Below are 18,680 nucleotides of genomic sequence, written 5' to 3' on the forward strand. Positions count from 1 at the left end.
GAGTGCGCAGCATCCCCGGTAAAGGTGAAACATGATTGTTCCTCCCTTTACCGGAAGCCCGCCCGGTCTCGTTATTGCAACAGTATGGTCACCTTTGACGAGATCGCGATTCCCGAGGATGGTCCGCCGGGAAACAGGCAGGAGGAGATATGCTTCCCTCGCTTTCGGACAGGCGTTTCCTGATCACCGGGGGCACGGGGTCGTTCGGCCAGACAATGGTCTCCCGACTGCTCGACGCCGGCGCCGCCGAGGTGCGGGTGCTCAGCCGGGACGAGTCGAAACAGGACGCGATGCGGCACCGCCTCGGCAACGACCGGGTGCGCTACTACGTCGGCGACGTCCGCGACTACGACAGTGTGCTCAAGGCCGCCCGGGGGATGGAGTTCGTCTTCCACGCCGCAGCTCTCAAGCAGGTGCCCTCCTGCGAGTTCTTCCCCCTCGAGGCGGTCCGCACCAACGTGCTCGGCAGCGCCAACGTGGTGGACGCCTGTGAGCGGGTCGGTGTGGAGACGCTGGTCCTGTTGAGCACCGACAAGGCCGTCTATCCGGTCAACGCGATGGGCATGACCAAGGCGCTGATGGAGAAGGTCGCCCAGGCCCACTCCCGCAACAACGCGGCGGCCCGGACCCGGGTCTGCTGCGTGCGGTACGGCAATGTCATGTACTCGCGCGGATCGGTGATTCCACTGTTCATCGACCAGATCCTGCGCGGCGGCCTGCCGACGGTCACCGACCCGACGATGACCCGTTTCCTGATGTCGTTGCCCGAGTCGGTCGATCTGGTGGAGCACGCGTTCACCTTCGGCCAGCCGGGGGACGTCTTCATCCGCAAGGCCGACGCCTGCACCATCGGCGACCTCGCCACCGCCCTGTGCAACCTGTTCGGGGTGCCGGCGAAGTTCACCGTGCTCGGCATCCGGCACGGGGAGAAGCTCTACGAGACCCTGGCCAGCCGGGAGGAACTCGCGTTCGCCGAGGACCTCGGCGACTTCCTCCGGGTGCCGGTGGACAGCCGCGACCTCAACTACTCCCTCTATTTCGAGGAGGGTGACGTCGAGCACGGTGGCCTGGCCGACTTCCACTCGCACAACGCCCGCCGGCTGTCCGTACCGGAGATCGAGTCGTTGTTGATGACGTTGCCCGAGGTGCGCGCGCAGGTGCAGGCCCACGCAGCGGCCGTGGTGACGACATGAGCGCGGCCGCCGACACCGGTCGGCCCGACCGGGTGCCCCGGCGGCGCAGCGACCACCAGGCCGACCGCCCGGCCCGTCGGGTCCTCGTCGTCGGCGTCACCGGCATGCTCGGCCACGCCGTGCTGCGCGAACTCGCCGACGACCCGGATCTCGACGTCCACGGCCTCGCCCGCACCATCGACGACCGGGCGGGGTGGTTCCCCGCGCACCTGCTCGCGCGCATCGTCGCGGCCGTGGACGTGACCCAGTTCGACGACGTCCGGCGGCTCGTGGACGAGCTGCGACCGGACGTCGTCGTCAACTGCGTCGGCGTCATCAAGCAGCGACCGGACGTGCAGGACGCGGTGCCCACGGTCACCCTCAACGCTCTCCTGCCCCACCTGCTGGCCGACGCCTGCGCGCAGGTCGGCAGCCGGCTCGTGCACGTCAGCACCGACTGCGTCTTCTCCGGCCGCCGGGGCGGCTACCGTGAGGACGACCTGCCCGACCCGCCCGACCTCTACGGCCGGTCCAAACTGCTGGGCGAGGCGTCGGGAGCGTCGGCCCTCACCCTGCGTACCTCGATCGTCGGGCACGAGCTGGGCACGAACCGTTCCCTGGTCGACTGGTTCCTCTCCCGACGCAGCCAGGTACACGGTTTCACCCGGGCCATCTACAGCGGGGTGACGACCGTGGAGTTCGCCCGGCTGCTGCGCACCGTGGTCCTGCCCCGGGCGGAGCTGACCGGCCTCTACCACGTCGCCGCCGCACCGATCGCCAAGTACGACCTGCTTCGCCTGGTCGCCGAGGTGTACGGATGGCCCGGCGAACTGGTGCCGGACGACGAGTTCGTCTGCGACCGGTCGATGTGCGCGGACGCCCTCGCCCAGGTCACCGGCTACCGTCCGCCGAGCTGGCCGGACATGATCGCGGCGATGCACGCCGCCCGGTCCCGCTGGGCGCTCGACCGGGCCCGGCCGGGCCTGGCGGGCGTCCCACGCTGACGGACCAAACGACCACCGCCGGCACCGCCGGCCTGCTGGAGTCAAAGGACATCACGTGGGGAACCGAGTCGGTCAACTGTGCCTGATCGTCGGGGCGTTCGTCGTCGCGGTGGTCACCACCGTCGCCAGCGTCAACGTCCCGATGGTGGCGGTCGGGGCGGTGGCTCTGCTGCTGCTCGCGCTGTTCGCCCTCGCGCGGCAGATGGACGGCTGGCGGTGGCTGCTGGGCCTGACCATGGTGCTCCTGGTCTGCGCCTCGTCCAAGCTGCCGTCCCTGGTGGAGGCCAGCTTCTATCCCCGGTACGCGGCGGTCGCCGCCCTGATCGTCTGGGCGCTGCGCACCCCGGGACGCACGGTGGCCCGGCTCGATCGGTGGACCCGCCTGCTCATCGGCGCGCTCTGGGCGATGGCGGGACTCGCCACGCTGAGCTTCACCTGGTCGGTGGTGCCGCTGGAGACTCTCCAACGCGGCGTGGCGCTGCTCTTGCTGGCCGCGCTGGTGCACGTCCTGATCCGCTGCCGGTGGGCGGACCGGGCGGTCATGCTGGCCGACCTGCGCGTGGTCTACCTGGTCCTCAGCGGTTCCGCCCTGCTCAGCCTCGGCCTCGGGCTCGCCGACGGCACCCTCGTCGCCGCGCTGTCGCAGACCGACCGCTTCGAGGGCCTCTACAACAACCCCAACATGCTCAGCATCGTCTGTGCCCTGACCACCCCGCTGGGCTGGGCGGTCTACCGGGCGTCCCGGCGACGGGCGGAACTGCTCGGCATGGTGCCGGCCGTCGCCTGTCTGCTGCTCTCCCAGTCCCGCACCGGGCTGATCGCCGTGCTCGTCGGCGCCCTCTGGGTCGTGCTGCGGCACGGGCTGGGCCGGATGGTCCGCATCGCCGCCGGGCTGGCCGCCGGGCTGTTGGTGGCGTACCTGTTCAACCTGCTGCCGATCCTGTTCGCCGGCCCCTGGATGCGGCAGCTCGTGCTGCGCTTCACCGACCCCACCGGCGGCGACCTGTCCAACGGCCGCACCGAGATGTGGCAGGCGACTGTCGACCTGTGGTGGCAGAACCGCCCCACCCTGGGCTTCGGGTACGCGTCCCGCAACCACCTGTTCGCCCTCGCCAGCCTCGACGAGTCCTTCGGGACCGGGGTGAGCGTGGTGCACAACAGCTACCTGCAACTGCTGCTGGAGCTGGGGCTCGCCGCCGTGGCGCCGCTGGCGCTGCTGCTGCTGGCCGTCGGGCGGGTCGCGCTGCGGGCACCGGTGCGCCGGGCCGACTCGGGTCTGGTCTGGCTCGTCGTCACCGGGGTGCTGATCCAGATCACCGAGTCGGCCATCTTCGGCACCGGGCAGACCTACCCGTACGTGTTCTGGCTGGTGGCCGCCGGTGTGCTGCGGCACCTGCCCGACCGCCGGGCCGACGCGGACGACGGCGTCGAGCCCTCCCCCGCGCCGGCACACCCGCACCAGGTCAACGCCCCGGTGGACGCCGTGCCGCGCCGGCCGGTGCCGGTGCTGCGCTGACATCGACCTGACGGCGCTGCCCCGAGCTCACCTCACCCGACGGCGCTGCGCTGAGCTCACCTCACCCGACGGTGCTGCACTGAGCTCACCCGACGGCGCTGCGCAACGATCACCCGACGGCGGAGAAACTGAGACCCGGCTTCGGTACCGGGCCTGGGATCGCACGACGGTGGGCGTCCGGTCGGGACGCCCACCGCCTCGTCGGAACGCCCGGGTCAGCTCCGGTCGTCGGCCGCCAGGAAGGCGCTGACCCGGTCCCGCCAGGCCCGGTGGTCGAACGACTCACGGGCCCTCGACCGGGCGGCCCGGCTCATCGCCGTCCAGTCGTCGTCGGTCAGCCGCAACGCACGCTCGACCGCCCACCGCACGTCGTCCGGCCCGTTGCCGGCGAGCACCAGCCCCTCGACACCGTCGTGCACGTAGGTGGCCAGGTCGCTGGTGTGGTTGAGCAGCACCGGGCAGCCGGCGGCGAGACTCTCCGGCACCTTGGACGGGAAGCCGTTGGCGGCGTATCCCCCGGTGGGGCGGACCAGCATCGAGAAGTGCGACTCCGCGAGCAGCGTCAGCACGGTGGCGCGGGGCACCCGACCCAGGAACCGCACCTCGGCGTGGAGCCCGTCGAGGACCGAGACGTCCAGGTCGGAGTGGGCGGCGGCAGCCTCCCGGGTGACCCCGGCGATGGTGAGGCTGACCCGTCGCTGCTGTTCCGGCGTGAGTCGGCCGATGCCGCGCAGGATCACGTCCAGCATGTCCTTGCGGGCGGGGGTGCCGGCGTAGAGCAGCCGCAGGCCGGTGGAGAGGGCGGGCGGCCGGCCGGTCGGGAAGTCGTCGCAGTCCACCTGCGGCGGCACCACCAGCACCGCCAGCCCGTGCGCCGCGAGGTATCCGGCCAACGTGGTGGACACCGCCGTGGCCCGGCCGACGAGCCGGGTGGCCAGGAACGTCGACCAGCGGTGCCGGACGAAGTACGGGGTCAGCCAGCCGTGCCGGAACTGCCGCCGGTCGTGCCGCTCGCTGGCGTCGACCACGATCGGGCAGCGCAGCACCAGACGCAGCACCGTCCAGTTGCCGAGGGTCATCAACGCCATCGGGAGCAGCACCACGTTCACGTCGCCACGGCGTACCCCCTGCCGGCGGGCGGCCCGCAGCACCCGGACCGGGCGGGCCAGCCGGGCCGGCAGCCGGGTGAGCCGGTGCCGGCCACGCACGCGCAGGGTGACCAGGTCGACGCCGGCCGCCTCGGGTGGTCGGGCCGGGAAGGCCAGCTCGCAGGGCCAGTCGTTGACGACGAGCGTGCGGCTGCCCTCGGGGGCGGCGGACCGGGCGAGTTGCAGCAGGCGGTTCGAGGTGGCGTCCCCGTGCGGAAAGGCGTAGGCGCCGACGAGCAGCGGGCGGGGCTGGTCGGCCCGTGCAGTCGATCCGCCGGCCGGCCGTGGCTCCCGGCCGACGAGCATGCTCTGATCGGTCATCTCTCTCACCATCCCGAGCCGACCGGGGGTCGGCTGCTCTCTCGTGGCACCCGGTCCCGCCCGGGGTGGGCCGAGGCCCACCGTCGGTAGATCTCCAGGTGGATGCTGGCCGCCGTGTCGATGGCGAAGACGCTGTGCTCGAACCGGTCGGCGGCCACCGCCGGGGCGGTCGACGCGGTGTACGCCGCCGCCCGGCCCACCGCCCGCGCCCACACGTGCGGCGGGGCGTCGACACCGACGATGCTCACCCCGGGTAGCCGGTCGCCGATGAAGCGCACGCCCGGCAGGTCGGCGGCGACCGTGCCCACGCCCACCGCAACGGGTTCCAGCACTCCCCCGGGCAACCCCTCCAGGCAGGACGGGTGGACGACGACGTCGGCCTGCCGCAGCAGCCCGCCGACGTCGTCGCGGGGGCCCAGCAGGTGCACCCGGTCGCCGAGCCCGACGGCGTGCGCCGCCGCCCGGACCCGGTCGTCGTCGGCCGGGTCACCCGGCCCGACGAGCACCGCGTGCGCGGACACGCCCAGTTCCCGCAGCGCGACCAGGATCGGCGGCAACAGCCAGCGGCGTTTCTCGGGCGAGGCCCGGCCCACGGTCACGCAGACCAGGTCGGCCGGCCCCGCGCCGATCAGGGCCCGCAGGTCGTCGGGGCTGGGGCGGCGGAGCCGGTCGAGGTCGAGCCCGTTGAGCACCACCCGGCAGCGGGGGTCGGCACGCCAACCCGGGTGGTAGCCGAACGTCAGCGAACTGGGTGAGACACCCAGGATGTCGGTGGCGCAGCTGCCCAGCAGCCGACCGCAGATCCACCGGTAGACCCGGCGGCGCAGGGTACGCGGCCGGTTGTCGTCCCCCCGGAAGTGCGCGACCCGTCCGGGTACGCCCCGCAGCGCGCCGAGCGCGAGCGGCACCCCGGAGAAGTTGGCGCAGTCCGCGTGCACCACGTCCGGGCGCAGCCTCCCGACCAGGCGCAGGAACCGGGCGGGGAAGCGCAGGTCGAGCGGGATCGCCGTGACGGTGCCGCCGTGCCGGGTGACCATGTCGGCCAGGGGTCCGGGCCCCACCGTGTCGCTGAGGGTCACCAGGTGCAGCTCGGTGCCGGCGGCGGCGAGCCGGGGCAGCAGTTCGGCCGTACGCATCTCGGTGCCGCCGAAGTTCAGCTCACCCACGACCCGCAGCACCCGGACCCGGCCGGTCACGACGGTCCGCACCGGGCGAGGGCCCGCCGGTATCCCACCAGCGCCGCCGGAACCATGGTGAGCAGGTACCCGGCGCAGGCTGCCGCGGGCAGCCCGGCCAGGCCGAACTGTCGCAGTCCCCAGACCTTGAGCCCGGTCGCCAGCACCAGGAACGACGCCCAGCCGACGAACTGCGGCCGGAGCAGCCCGATGCTGTTCTGCACCAGGATCAGCGGGGAGGTGACCGCGACCAGCAGGGACCAGCCGGCCAGCCCGACGAGGACGGGGAGCCGGATCGTCGACCGGTCGACCTGGCCGACCCAGAGTTCGATCAGCCGGTGGCCGTAGCCGACCAGCAGCAGCCCGACTGCCCCGACGATCACGCCGTAGAGCACCATCATGCGACGGGTGTTGCGGCGTACCCAGGCCACCTCGCCGCGCGCCAGGGCGGCGCCGTTGACCGGCCAGACCGTCATGCCCACTAGCCCGACGAAGATCCACAGGACCCCGAACAGCTTTCCGACGACCGCGTAGTGCGCCGCCACCGTCAGCCCCAGGACGTTCGCGACCAGGGGGTTGTCCACGTTGAGCGCGATCGACGACATCGTGGTGAGCGCGAAGAACTGCAGACCCAGCCGGAGCAGGCCGACGACGGTGGCCCGGTGCACGAGCCGGGGTCCCGGCCGGCTGGCGGGGTCGGCGGACCAGAAGTAGGTGACCGTGTTGAGCAGGTTCGTCACCGGCACGGCCAGCACCGCGCCGCCGACGACCACCAGCGGTCCCCAGTCGGCGGCGATGGCGACCAGCACGACGGCCAGGGCGGCCAGGGCCCCGGCCGACTGCCAGGCGTTGCTCTGCACCATCTGGCCGCGGGCGTACTGGATCCGCTGGATCACCGACAGCGGGATGTTGACCGCGAACGCGCCGAAGCAGATCAGCACCATGGTGGTGGTCTGCGCGGCGACGGCCGGGTCGCGGACGGCGAACAGGTCCACCCAGGGGACCACCGGCGTGACCACCGCGAGTGTCGCCAGCAGCAGCACCGCGACCACACCGAGGGTGGCGAAGGCCCCGGAGATCTCCCGGGCCTGTTGCCGGGGGTCGTCGGCCAGCTGACCGAGCCGGGTGAGCAGCCCGTTGCCCAGCCCCAGATCGGCGAACCAGGCCATCCCGGTGAGCGCGGTGATCGCCATCCAGAGGCCGTACCGCTGGTCGCCGAGATACCGGAAGCAGGCGGGCGTGATGACCAGCGGAGCGGCCAGGCCGATCCCCTTGGCCACCATCGCGGTGGCGATGCCCACTGTGACGGCGCGGTCGCGACCGGGCCCCGACGGTGGGCCGGACGTCGCCACCGGGGCGACGACCGCCGTGCCGGTCAGCGCCGCAGCCGGCGTCGGCGCGGGGGCCGGCGGCGGGCCGGCAACCGGCGGTCCGGCGGCGACCGCCTCGGCGGCGGGCCGGCCCACGGCCCGGGTCACCGGAGGGGGGCGGGGGCGACCCCCAGCCGCGCGGCCAGCCACGCGCCGGTCGCCCGCAACCCCTGCGCCCGGGGGACCGGCGTGACGTCCGGGAACAGTTGCCGCAGGGTGCTGTCGTCCGCCAGCGAGTGGGGGACGTCGCCGGTACGCGGCGGCGCGTGCTCCCGGGCGATCGGCCGTCCGAGCAGCTCCTCCAACTCGTCGAGCACCTGGAGCAGGCTGGCCCGCGCCCCGAAGGCGAGGTTGACCGGATGCGGGTGGTGCACCCGGCGGCGCAGCGCGTCGAGGATGACGTCGCAGACCGTGCCGACGTAGGTGAAGTCACGGGACTGGGTGCCGTCGCCGTGCACCACGACTGGTTCGCCGCGCAGGGCGGCGTGGGTGAACCGGGGAATGACGGCCGCGTACGCGTGGTCGTGCCGCTGCCCGGGGCCGTAGACGTTGAAGAACCGGAAGGCCAGGGTGGGCAGCCCGAACGACGCCTGGTGCGCCAGGGCGTACGCCTCGGTGGCGAGCTTGCTGGCCGCGTAGGGGCTCATCGGGCGGGTCCAGGTCTGCTCCGCCTTGGGCAACGCCGGGTTCATGCCGTACACCGACGAGGAGGAGGCGACGAGCACGTGTCCCACGTCGTGCCGGCGGGCCGCCTCCAGCACCATCAACGTGCCGGTGGCGTTCGCGTGGTGGGAGGCCAGCGGGTCGCGTAGCGAGCGGGGCACGCTGGGCAGGGCGGCCAGGTGGACCACCGCCTCCCGACCCGCCATCGCCGCGTCCAGGGCGGCCGGGTCCAGGATCGACCCCTCGACGAATTCGACGTCCAGCCCGTCGAGGTTGCCCCGGAGCCCGACCGAGAGATCATCGAGGACGCTGACCTCCTTGACAGCCGGCTCGTCCAGGGCGGCGCGGGCCAGGTTGGCGCCGATGAAGCCGGCCCCACCGGTGATCAGAATGCGCATGGACAACCCCCCGGTACACACCTCACCTGTTCGTCGAAGCAGGCATGCAGCACATTACGGCACAGACGGAATCTTCATCACAATTAGGACAAATCTCGGCCGTCGGCCTGCAGCAGCCCGGCCGGGGTCCACCGAACGGCCGGTGGTGCTGTCCGGGAGCCGACCGACACCAACCGCCAGCTGGGCAAACGCGCACAGTGACAGCATCGTCGCAGTTCAACGGTGGAGGTGTGGAGGATGGCCGAGCTGATCGTCTACCGGTCCAACGCCCTGATGTCCGTCAGGTCGCGGATCGACGCCACCCGGGACGTGATCATGCCCGTCAACCTGGCGTACGCGGAGAGCATGGTCGGCATGTGGCACTCCGGCCTGCCCCAGGTGAGCCTGGTGCCCTCGACCGCCACCGACGCCCAGGTGTGGCCGGTCCTGTCCGCCGTCGGCACCCGCATCCACGACACCTCGGACGACAACTGCCCGATCAACACCGGCTGGTCGTACGTCGGCGGCAACCACGGCTACAACGTCGGCAACCAGATCGCGGTGGCCAACCACGGCAAGACGACCGCCGACGTGGGTTCGCAGTGGAGCGACGGGACCCGCATCTTCACCCTGCTGGCGGTGACCAACGCCAACAGCCTGCTGTTCGGCAACCCGTACACGATCGTGGACGGCATCGCCCAGGGCGCGCGGGTGAAACCGGCCGCACCGCTCACCCACGTCTCGGGGGCGACCAACCGGACCACCGTGCCGATCACCGGCCTCACCCCCGACGTGCAGATCCGCCCGGCCACCCACTCCCACACAGTGGCCGTCGAACTCGACGGCCGGCCGGTGCCCGACGGTCGGTCCACGGGCCAGGAGCTGGTGATCCGGGAGTCGTACGTCATCCCCTCCTACCAGGGGATGATCGACACGGCACGGGCGAACATCGGCACCCCGATCGCCACGATCATGCCGAGGATCCCGTCCCTGTGCCGGATCTCGAACGAATACCGCTGGTCGCCCGGTGGCAGCCTGATCGTCGCGCAGACGGTCACCGCCCTGAGCCGGTTCACCCTCAACGCGGGGGTCACCCAGTGCGGGCCGTTGACCCCGGTGGCCGGCGGCACCCGTCGGCAGTTCATGCCGAACGTGGGGGTGGCCGGCGGCCTGAACTGGTCCGTCTGGGCGAACATCGACACCCTGACGGCGCTCACCGACTTCACCCCGGCGACGCTGCGGAACCGGCTGATGCCGGCGAGCAGCATGACCCAGTGGGTGGTCAGCGGCGGGGGCGTCCAACAGTGGGGCATCGCCGTCGGGCTGCTGCCGGTCGCGGACGGGAAGCCCGAGATCCGGGTCCGTTACACCACGGCCAAGGGCTGGTTCATCAGCTCCAGCCTCAAGAAGAACTACCCGCAACTGGTCTGGGGCCGCACCCTGGCCGCCGGTGAGTCGGTGACCGGCACCGCCTACCGCCGCTACCTGGCGCCCCCGTCGACCGCCACCGAGATCGTGGTGTCCGCCGACGGCGCGGATTTCGTGGTGATCGAACGGGTCGGCACCGTGGCGCAGGCCGAGATGACGGCGCCGCAACTGTTCCACCGGCTGCTGGTCCCGGTCGGCCCGACGAACCTCGACGTGCCGGACCGGGTCACCGTCGACGGCATCCCGTACACCGTGCCGGTCTCCCCCGGGTACGGGACGTGGCGCGCGGAACCCGACCAGGTCGCATCGGGACCGCTACCGGGGGCGACCGGACCCCGGGGCAGTTACTTCCTCGTCCGGTCCGGCCCGACGCTGAGCCGCACCTGCACCGGCACCTACCAGCGGCTCCTGCTGCACCCGGTCTTCCTGGCCGAACCGACCCCGGTCGACCGGGTCTGTGTGGAGGTCACCGTGGCCGGCACCGGCGTCCTGCGGCACGGCGTGTACGCCCACGATCCGTCCACCGGGCGTCCCGCCGTCCTCGGCCCGATCGCCGACTTCGGCACCGTCGCCGTCACCTCGGTCGGGGTGCGGGAGTCCGTGCTGGTCGCTCCCGTGGTGCTGCCCGCCGGTTGGCACTGGTACGCGCACGTCTGGCAGGCCAGCGGCACCACGCCGCCCGCCGTACGGGTCAGTGGCGTCGGCGCCGCCACCACGCTGAACCTCGGTGCCGGCGCGGCGGCGATGACCGGGGACCGGTTCGGCTACGAGGTGACCGGGGTGACCGGTGCGCTGGGCGCGATCACGATCATCGGAGTCCACCAGTTCCCGCCGCCGCAGGTGGCGTACAGGCGGGCCTGACCCGGTGGCCCGTGCCCCGGCGGGGCCGCACCGGCGGGCGTCGTGTCCCGGTGGACGTCAGCCGGTCGTGACGCCGTAGATCCGCTTCATCGCCGCGTGTTTGGCCGGGACCGGCAGGTGGCCGATGCCCAGCGACTTGGCCCGCAGCCGTTCGAGGTACTCGTCGGTGGTACGCACCGGCCGCGCCGGCACCCCGGCCGCCACCGTGTTGTCCGGGATGTCCCGGGTGACGATCGAACCGGCCCCGATGACGCACCGGCTTCCGATGGTGACGCCGGCCAGGATCATCGCCCGCATGCCGATGTAGACGTCGTCGCCGATGGTGATCGGCGCGGTCCAGTCGAGGTCGGGATGGTCCTTGCGCAGGATCAACGTGCCACCGTCGTGGGTGATGAACTGCACCTCGGAGGTGATGTAGACGTTGTCGCCGATGGTGATCAGCCACGGCTCCGAGCCGAACATCGCCCGGTTGACCCCGTAGAACCTGACCCGACCGGTCAGGTTGACCCCCAGGGACCGGACGAACGCCTCGGGGTCACGGGACGCGGCCAGATGGTCCCGCACCCGCCGGGCCATCGTACGAACACGACTGGGCACTTACTGTCCTCGATCGCAGGGGACGGCTACGGACCACCGGACCGGGCAGGCGGGCCCGGTCACTGGGGAAACGAGTCGGGTCCGGCCAGGGTGACGCCGGTTCCGCCCCGGACGGGATCAGCGGCAGAACTGGCGGGCGTGCGCCAGCACGTTCGGTTCCCGGTGGCGTTGCCGCCAGTGCCGGTACCGCCGTCCGGCGGTGCCCTTCGCCTCGGCCCGCTCCTCGGGCGACCGAGCGGCGAGCAGGTCGAGAGCCCGGCTGAGGCCGGCCGCCGTCGCCGGCCGCACCACCAGCCCGCCGGTGTCGGCGATCAGCTCACTGAACGGCGTGTTGTCCGAACAGACGACCGGGCAGCCGGAGGCCAGGCTCTCCAGGATCACGTGACCGAAGTTCTCGCCGAGGGTGGGGAAGAGGAAGGCGTCGTACCGGCTGAACGTCGGCATGACGTCCGCCGCCGCGAGTTCGCCGAGGTAGCGGACCCGGACGTGGCCCGGCATGGCCGTGATGATCCGCTGGCATCGCGACCAGTAGTGCGGGTCCTCCGGCGGCCCGAAGATGTCGAACTCCATCGGCCGGGTGGTGCCGGCCACCGCCTCCAGGGCCGTGGACAGGTTCTTCATCGGCGAGATCCGGCCGACGAAGACCAACCGCAGCGGCCCGTCGTGCGCGCGGGACGGCGGCGCCGGGTGCGCCGGGATCGGGCTCTCGTTGCCGTTCACCATCACCTGCGCCCACGGCATGTTCGCCCGGATCTGCTTCTCCTCCAGACCGCTGCACGCCTGCCAGCGCACCCGCAACCGGCGCAGCAGCGGTGCCCACACCGCCAGGAAGAGCCGCTTCTTGGCGGCCCTGATCGCCAGGGCGCCGGGCGACAGCTCACCGCGCGGGGCGACCAGGATGGCCCCGACAGGCACCAGGCGCAGCGCCACCACCAGGATCGACACCACCGAGAACAGCGACCAGATGCTGTTGACGTAGAGCAGGTCGATCGGGCGGGAGCGGACGTGCCGGATCAGCCGGACCCAGTGCCGCGGCGCCCACGGGTCCAGGTAGAACACGGCGGAGCGGTCGTCGCGCCGCAGCAACCGTCCGGACAGCCCGGGGTAGGGTGCAGGCGAGTGGAGATCCCGGTCCCGGGTGACCAGGGTGACGTCGAGATCCCCCGGCAGGGTGTCCAGGATGAACCGCAGGGAACGGATCGGACCACCACCACGGAAGCCCGGCTCGAACACACCTGCGGTGGCGACCACCCGGTAGTTGCCCGCGGTGTCGGCGGACCGGACCGCCCGCTTCGCCGCCGCCGCAGCGTCGTCGGGGGGACGGGTTCTCGTCAGCTTCACCATCGCCCACCTTCACCGTGCCGTCCGCAGATCGGCACTCCACCTGAGTATCGGAACGCAATGACAGCGAGGAGGGTGTCGGAGCCCGCCGGGCGCGGCCTGTGCCGTGCGCTCGCGGCCACGGACACCGGCCCCCACCGCTGCCTGACCGGCGCCATCGGTGCCGCGAGGGGGTCCAGATGACGGGGAGCGACCCGCGTTCTCCGTGGCCGAGGGAGCAACGGATGACTACCGACGTGGTAATCGTAGGTGTGGGCGGGATGGGCCGTGAGCTGTACGGCGTTATTCGATTGCTGAACGCCCGGCCGGTCGACGGGATCAGCTGGCGGGTGCTCGGCTTCGTCGACGACCACCCCACCGAGCCCAATGTGGAACTCGTGCGTCGGCTCGGTGTTCCGTTCCTCGGGCCGACCCGCTGGCTGGCCGGGCAGCCGTCCACCACCCGGGTGGCACTGGGCGTGGGACACCCGCAGTTGCGCCGCGAGACCGACCAGGTCCTCGCCCGGTACGGCCTGCCCGCCGCCACCGTGGTACATCCGGCTGCCGAGATCGGCCCGGACTGCGTCTTCCAGGAGGGCCTGTTCGCCGCCGGCGGAGCCCGGGTGACGACGAACGTGGTGCTGGGCCGCCATGTACACCTCAATCAGAACTGCACCGTGGGCCATGACGCCGTCCTGGGTGACCATGTCTCGGTCAACCCGCTCGCGGCGGTCTCCGGCTACTGCCGACTGGGCGACGGCGTCATGGTGGGCACCACCGCCGCCGTCCTGCCGAGGCTGACGGTCGGCCGGGACGCCGTCGTGGGGGCGGGCGCCTGTGTGACCCGGGACGTCCCGGCGGGCACGGTGGTCACGGGCGTGCCGGCCCGGCCGGTGGGTCGGTCAGCGGCGGATGCCCGCCCAGTCGTGATGCCGGCGCACGGTCGAGAGGATGAAGTCGACCACCCGGCGTGACGTGTCCGGGACCTGGTAGTCGAGCGGGCAGGCGACCGGGCCGGCCGCCACCTGGGCCACCACCACCCGCACGCCCTCCACCACCCCGGCCGGGTCCAGACCCGTCATCACGATCGCCCCGGAGTCCAGCGCCTCGGGGCGCTCGATGGACTCGCGCAGCGTCACCGCCGCAAACCCGAGAATCGCCGCCTCCTCGCTGACGGTGCCGCTGTCGGACAGCGTGCACCGGGCGTGCCGTTGCAGGGTGACGTAATCGAAGAAGCCGAACGGCTCGTGGAAGGTGATGCCGTCCAGGAGCGTGCCGTCGACGGCGAGCGACTCCAGGCGCTTGCGGGTACGCGGGTGGGTGGAGACCAGCAGCGGCAGTCGCCACTCGTCGCGGACGGCACAGAGGCAGTCCAGCAGCCGGCGGAGCCGGTCCGGATGGTCGACGTTCTCCTCGCGGTGGGCGCTGACGACGAAGTAGCCGCCCGGTTCGAGGGCGAGCTGCGCCAGGATGGTGGACCGCTCGATCTGCGGCCGGTAGTGGTCGAGCACCTCCCGCATGGGTGAGCCGGTGTGCAGGATCCGGCGGGGGTGCAGGCCCTCGGCGAGCAGGTTGCGCCGGGCGTGCTCGGAGTAGACGAGGTTGAAGTCGGCGACGTGGTCGACCAGCCGGCGGTTGGTCTCCTCCGGCACGTTGAGGTCGAAGCAGCGGTTGCCCGCCTCCATGTGGTAGACGGGAACCTTCATCCGTCGCGCCATCAACGCCGAGATGGCGCTGTTGGTGTCGCCGAGCACCAGCAGCGCGTCCGGACGCAGCTCACCGATCGCCTGCTCGGTGCCGACCAGCACGGCACCGAGCAGACTGCCGAGCGACCGGGTGTCGGCCCGCAGGAAGCGGTCCGGGGACCGGACACCCAGCTCGGTGAAGAAGATGTCCGACAATGCGGGATCCCAGTTCTGTCCCGTGTGCACCAGGGTGTGCTCCACGGTCCGGTCCAACATGTCGATCACCCGGGCCAGGCGGATGATCTCCGGCCTGGTCCCGACGACGGTCATCACCCGGGTCACTGGACGCCTCCTCGTAGCCGATGGTGGGATTGGGGGCACCGCCCGGCGGGCGGTCGGGTCGGTCTCACGACGACCGGCCCTGTGGGGGCACCCGGCGCACCGGGTCGTTGATCGTCTGCCGTGCCTGGTCGAGAACACTGATCCGCGGCCGGCTCGCCCGCCACCGGCGGTAGGCAGCCCCCGCCGCCGCCCGGGCCGCCTGCCGCTGCGCGGGCGAGGCGGTGGCGAGCTGGGTGACCAGTGCACCCAACGCCGCCGGGGTCAACTCGGTGAGGACCTGCCCGCCACCGTCGCGCAACACGGTCGTCCACGGTGTCCGGTCCGAGCAGATCACCGGGCAGCACGCCGCCAGGCTCTCCGCGATGGCGTTGCCGAAGTTCTCACCCCGGGTCGGCAGGACGAACGCGTCGTACCGGGAGAAGGTCTCGCCGACCTGCTCGGGGCGCAGCTCTCCCCGGTAGCTGACCACGGACGGGTCCGGCAGGGCCGCTCGTAGCTCCACACAGCGCTGCCAGTACTTCGGGTCTTCCAGCGGGCCGTAGATATCGAGCCGCACCCGGGCCCGCACCTGGGCGAGCGCGGCGAGCAGCAGGTCCAGGTTCTTTATCGGGGAGATCCGTCCGATGAAGACCAGTCGTGCGTGGTCGGTCGCCGGCAGTCCGGCCGGCGCGCGACGCGGCTCCGGGCCACTGGCGATCGCGACGACACCGATCCGGGCCCGGGGCAGCGCCCGTCGGATGTCGACGGCCTCCAGCGGCGTGCTGGCGTGCCACAGCACCCTGGGCCCCCGCAGCATCCATCGCCAGCCGGACAGGAACATCCGCTTACGGGCCCGGTGCAGGCCGAGAGCGGCGGCACCGAACTCGCCCCGTGGAGCCACCAGGATGCGGTCCACCCGCAGCAGGCCGAGCCGGGCCGCGACGATGGGCAGGATCGAGAAGGCCGACCAGACGCTGTTCACGTAGAGCAGGTCGAAGCGCACCGGCCGCAGGGAACGCCAGAGCGTCCGCCAGTGCGCCGGGTGCCGGACACCGAGATAGAAGATGCTCGTCCGGCCACGTCGTACCCAGGTGCCGGAGAGCCCGGCGTAGGGATCGCTGGCGCCGAGGTCACGGTCCCGGGTCAGCAGGGTCGTCGAGACGTCGGCGCTGGCCGTGTCGAGCACGTCGGAGATGGAGCGGACCGGGCCTCCGGCCCGCCAGCCGGGGCTGAAGTAGCTCGCCGTGACCAGGACCCGGAACTTCCCCCGGTCGACACTCGCCAACCGTGTTCTGACGTCCGCCGCGGGGGTGGTGTCGCTGGCCATCCTCGCTCCTCGCTCAAGAGATGGAACTGAGTGGGCCAACGAGCGAACGTCCATTCAGTGACCGCGCCTCGCAATTTTATTCAATTCGCCGCCACGGGACGAGGAATAGTGGACGGCCGCCCGGATGGGGGTATAAGGAAGTCGCAGAAACAGTCTCTAAGCACAGCACGAGAGGATCTCCATGTCGCGAGTGGCACTCATATCCGGCACCACCGGCCAGGACGGCAGCTACCTGGCGGAGTTCCTACTCGACAAGGGCTACACGGTGCACGGGATAAAAAGAAGATCGTCTTCGTTCAACACCGAGCGGATCGACGGCGTCGATGTGCATCCCCGCAGTGGCGACGCACGCCTTTTCCTCCATTACAGCGACCTGTCCGACCCGGCCTCGTTGACCTCGCTGATCCGGGACATCCGGCCTGACGAAATCTACAACCTCGGCGCGCAGAGCCACGTCCGCGTCTCCTTCGACATCCCGGGTTACACCGCGGACGTCACCGGGCTGGGCGCCCTGCGGATGCTGGAGGCGGCGCGGGCGGCCGACATCGGCTGCCGCTTCTACCAGGCGTCCTCCTCGGAGATGTTCGGCTCCAGCCCGCCCCCGCAACGCGAGCAGACCCCGTTCCACCCCCGCAGCCCGTACGCGTGCGCCAAGGTCTACGCCTTCTGGTCGGCGGTCAACTACCGCGAGTCGTGGGACATGTTCTGCGTCAACGGCATCCTGTTCAACCACGAGAGCCCCCGGCGGGGCGAGAACTTCGTCACCCGCAAGATCACTCGCGCGGTGGCCAGGATCGAGGCCGGCATCCAGGACAAGCTCTACCTGGGCAACCTCGACGCGGTCCGGGACTGGGGCTACGCCCCGGAGTACGTCGAGGCGATGTGGCTGGCCCTTCAGCAGGACACCCCACAGGACTACGTGGTGGCCACCGGCGAGGGGCACTCCGTCCGCGAGTTCGTCCAGGCCGCCTTCGACCGGGTCGGTCTGGACTGGCAGCGGTACGTGGAGATCGACCCCGCCTACTTCCGGCCCGCCGAGGTCGACGCGCTCATCGGCGACTACAGCAAGGCCCGGCGGCACCTGGGCTGGGCGCCGAAGACCCTGTTCGGCGACCTGGTACGGGTGATGGTGGACGCCGACCGGCAACTCCTGGAAGACGAGCGGATGGGACGCCTCGTGCGGGTGGACCGATGAGGATCACCGTCGAGGCCACCCCGATCCGCCCCGGACACGCCGCCGGGGTCGAGGCCTTCACCTACGGCCTGTTGACCGGCATGGCCGCCGACACCTCCCACGACCTGCGGGTGAACATCCTGCGGGGCACCCTCGACCAGTGGCGTGACCAGGTGCCCGCCGAACAGGTCGGTTGGACCGAGGTCGCCCAGCCGCTGCGCTCGGACACCCCTCCCGGGCAGCTGTTGCGCCGCTGGACGCCGAGCCGGGTCCGCGACTCCCTCGCCGTCCGCAGGGCGGTCAACGCGGTCCGGCAGCGCTCGGTCCCCCGGCAGCGGGGATCGGACGTCACGCTGTACCCGTTCCACAGCGCCCCGATCGGGCCCGGCCCGTCGGTCGTCGTCGTGCACGACCTCCGACACCTGCATGCCGCCTTCCACGCCCCCGGCTTCGCCGCCGTGGTCCGGGAGAACGTGGCCCGCGCGTCCGCCCTCGTGGTCACCTGGCCCCACCCGTACCGGGAGACCCTGCGGCTGTTTCCCGAGGCAGCGGACCGGACCGCGCTCATCCCGACCCCGACGTTCCAGCCCGCGCCCGCCCGCGCCACCGCGCGGCCGGAACCGGGGCTGCTGGTCTACCCGTCCTCCACCGCGGCCCACAAGAACCACGCGACGCTGCTGGAGGCGATGGCGTCGCTCCCGCAGTGCCGGCTGGTCTGTCCCGGCCCGCTGGTCGAGCCCGAGGCCAGTCGCCTGCTCGCCCGCGCCGCGCTGCCCGACCTGCGGGGCCGGGTGTCCTTCCCCGGGTTCGTCACCCTCGACGAGCTGAACGCCCTCTACGCCCGGGCCGACGCCGTGGTGATCCCGTCGCTCTGGGAGGCGGCGAGCGGTGCGATGCTGGAGGCGTTCAGCTGGGGACTACCCGTCGCCTGCGCCGACGCCGAGCCGCTGCTGGCACAGCTGGAGTTCACCGGCGCCGAGGCGACGGTCTTCCGGGCCACGGAGCCGGCGTCCCTGGCCGAGGCGGTCCAGCGGCTGCTGGCCGACCGGGCGCACTACGCCACCGCCGCCCGGCACGCCAACGGCCGGTTGGCCCCCCGCACCTGGGCGGCGACCGGTGGCGACTACCTCGACGTGCTGCGCTGGGCGGCGCAGGGACGACCGGGGCCGATACCGAGATCCGCGTTCGCCGCCGAACTCAGCGGGGAGGGAGCATCGTGAG

General features: G+C 71.9%; 15 protein-coding genes. 7 read left to right on the forward strand and 8 right to left on the reverse strand.

Annotated features, from left to right (window positions below; genetic code table 11):
- The first annotated feature begins 149 nt into the window (after positions 1–149).
- Genes AB0C22_RS18190 through AB0C22_RS18200 form a run of 3 tightly spaced genes read left to right on the forward strand, consistent with a single transcriptional unit; the run spans position 150 to position 3,692 of the window.
- A complete protein-coding gene (locus AB0C22_RS18190) occupies positions 150–1,193 on the forward strand; it encodes a polysaccharide biosynthesis protein (protein ID WP_219469350.1) in 1,044 nt (347 codons plus the stop codon).
- Complete coding sequence (locus AB0C22_RS18195; RefSeq protein ID WP_357536005.1) at positions 1,190–2,176, forward strand: SDR family oxidoreductase; 987 nt, start codon at positions 1,190–1,192, stop codon at positions 2,174–2,176. Before AB0C22_RS18190 ends, AB0C22_RS18195 begins: the two co-directional genes overlap by 4 nt.
- A gap of 55 nt (positions 2,177–2,231) precedes the next feature.
- The gene (locus AB0C22_RS18200; protein ID WP_357536007.1) at positions 2,232–3,692 is read left to right on the forward strand and encodes an O-antigen ligase family protein; all 1,461 of its coding nucleotides are present in this window, start codon (positions 2,232–2,234) and stop codon (positions 3,690–3,692) included.
- Positions 3,693–3,907: 215 nt separating this feature from the next.
- Here AB0C22_RS18200 and AB0C22_RS18205 read toward each other — a convergent pair whose 3' ends face one another.
- Genes AB0C22_RS18205 through AB0C22_RS18220 form a run of 4 tightly spaced genes read right to left on the reverse strand, consistent with a single transcriptional unit; the run spans position 3,908 to position 8,767 of the window.
- A complete protein-coding gene (locus AB0C22_RS18205) occupies positions 3,908–5,161 on the reverse strand; it encodes a glycosyltransferase family 4 protein (protein ID WP_219469341.1) in 1,254 nt (417 codons plus the stop codon).
- Positions 5,162–5,166: 5 nt separating this feature from the next.
- Entirely contained in the window at positions 5,167–6,369 is a 1,203-nt protein-coding gene (locus tag AB0C22_RS18210; protein ID WP_357536009.1) for a glycosyltransferase, read from the reverse strand.
- Positions 6,354–7,814 carry an oligosaccharide flippase family protein gene (locus AB0C22_RS18215; RefSeq protein ID WP_357536011.1) on the reverse strand — a complete coding sequence of 487 codons (1,461 nt, stop codon included), beginning with the start codon at positions 7,812–7,814 and terminating at the stop codon, positions 6,354–6,356. Before AB0C22_RS18215 ends, AB0C22_RS18210 begins: the two co-directional genes overlap by 16 nt.
- Positions 7,811–8,767: an NAD-dependent epimerase/dehydratase family protein gene (locus AB0C22_RS18220; RefSeq protein ID WP_219469331.1), complete on the reverse strand. Its 957-nt coding sequence runs from the start codon at positions 8,765–8,767 to the stop codon at positions 7,811–7,813. The genes AB0C22_RS18215 and AB0C22_RS18220 overlap by 4 nt, the downstream gene beginning before the upstream one ends.
- A gap of 237 nt (positions 8,768–9,004) precedes the next feature.
- Here AB0C22_RS18220 and AB0C22_RS18225 point away from each other — a divergent pair, with 237 nt between their 5' ends.
- Positions 9,005–11,035, forward strand: a complete 2,031-nt coding sequence (locus AB0C22_RS18225; protein WP_357536013.1) for a hypothetical protein — start codon at positions 9,005–9,007, stop codon at positions 11,033–11,035.
- A 57-nt stretch (positions 11,036–11,092) separates the two neighbouring features.
- Here the strand turns inward: AB0C22_RS18225 and AB0C22_RS18230 are convergent, their stop codons facing one another.
- Together AB0C22_RS18230 and AB0C22_RS18235 are read right to left on the reverse strand one after the other, a co-directional pair.
- Positions 11,093–11,599, reverse strand: coding sequence for an acyltransferase (locus AB0C22_RS18230; protein ID WP_357536015.1), 507 nt, complete (start codon positions 11,597–11,599; stop codon positions 11,093–11,095).
- A gap of 150 nt (positions 11,600–11,749) precedes the next feature.
- Positions 11,750–12,973, reverse strand: a complete 1,224-nt coding sequence (locus tag AB0C22_RS18235; protein ID WP_357536017.1) for a glycosyltransferase family 4 protein — start codon at positions 12,971–12,973, stop codon at positions 11,750–11,752.
- Positions 12,974–13,197: 224 nt separating this feature from the next.
- Here AB0C22_RS18235 and AB0C22_RS18240 point away from each other — a divergent pair, with 224 nt between their 5' ends.
- On the forward strand, positions 13,198–13,926 hold the full coding sequence (locus AB0C22_RS18240; RefSeq protein ID WP_357536019.1) for an acetyltransferase: 729 nt from the start codon (positions 13,198–13,200) through the stop codon (positions 13,924–13,926).
- On the opposite strand, the gene wecB is transcribed toward AB0C22_RS18240, so the two are convergent.
- Positions 13,855–14,979: a UDP-N-acetylglucosamine 2-epimerase (non-hydrolyzing) gene (wecB, locus tag AB0C22_RS18245; RefSeq protein WP_357536021.1), complete on the reverse strand. Its 1,125-nt coding sequence runs from the start codon at positions 14,977–14,979 to the stop codon at positions 13,855–13,857. The genes AB0C22_RS18240 and wecB overlap by 72 nt on opposite strands.
- A 64-nt stretch (positions 14,980–15,043) precedes the next feature.
- The gene (locus tag AB0C22_RS18250; RefSeq protein WP_357536023.1) at positions 15,044–16,285 is read right to left on the reverse strand and encodes a glycosyltransferase; all 1,242 of its coding nucleotides are present in this window, start codon (positions 16,283–16,285) and stop codon (positions 15,044–15,046) included.
- Positions 16,286–16,466: 181 nt separating this feature from the next.
- Here AB0C22_RS18250 and gmd point away from each other — a divergent pair, with 181 nt between their 5' ends.
- Both gmd and AB0C22_RS18260 read left to right on the forward strand, forming a co-directional pair.
- Positions 16,467–17,480 (forward strand): GDP-mannose 4,6-dehydratase, encoded by a 1,014-nt coding sequence (gmd, locus tag AB0C22_RS18255; RefSeq protein ID WP_357536025.1) that lies wholly within the window; start codon positions 16,467–16,469, stop codon positions 17,478–17,480.
- Positions 17,477–18,679: a glycosyltransferase gene (locus AB0C22_RS18260; protein WP_357536027.1), complete on the forward strand. Its 1,203-nt coding sequence runs from the start codon at positions 17,477–17,479 to the stop codon at positions 18,677–18,679. The genes gmd and AB0C22_RS18260 overlap by 4 nt, the downstream gene beginning before the upstream one ends.
- Position 18,680 lies beyond the last annotated feature (1 nt).

The sequence above is a fragment of the Micromonospora sp. NPDC048894 genome (assembly GCF_040649765.1).
GTDB classification, from domain to species: Bacteria; Actinomycetota; Actinomycetes; order Mycobacteriales; family Micromonosporaceae; genus Micromonospora; species Micromonospora antibiotica.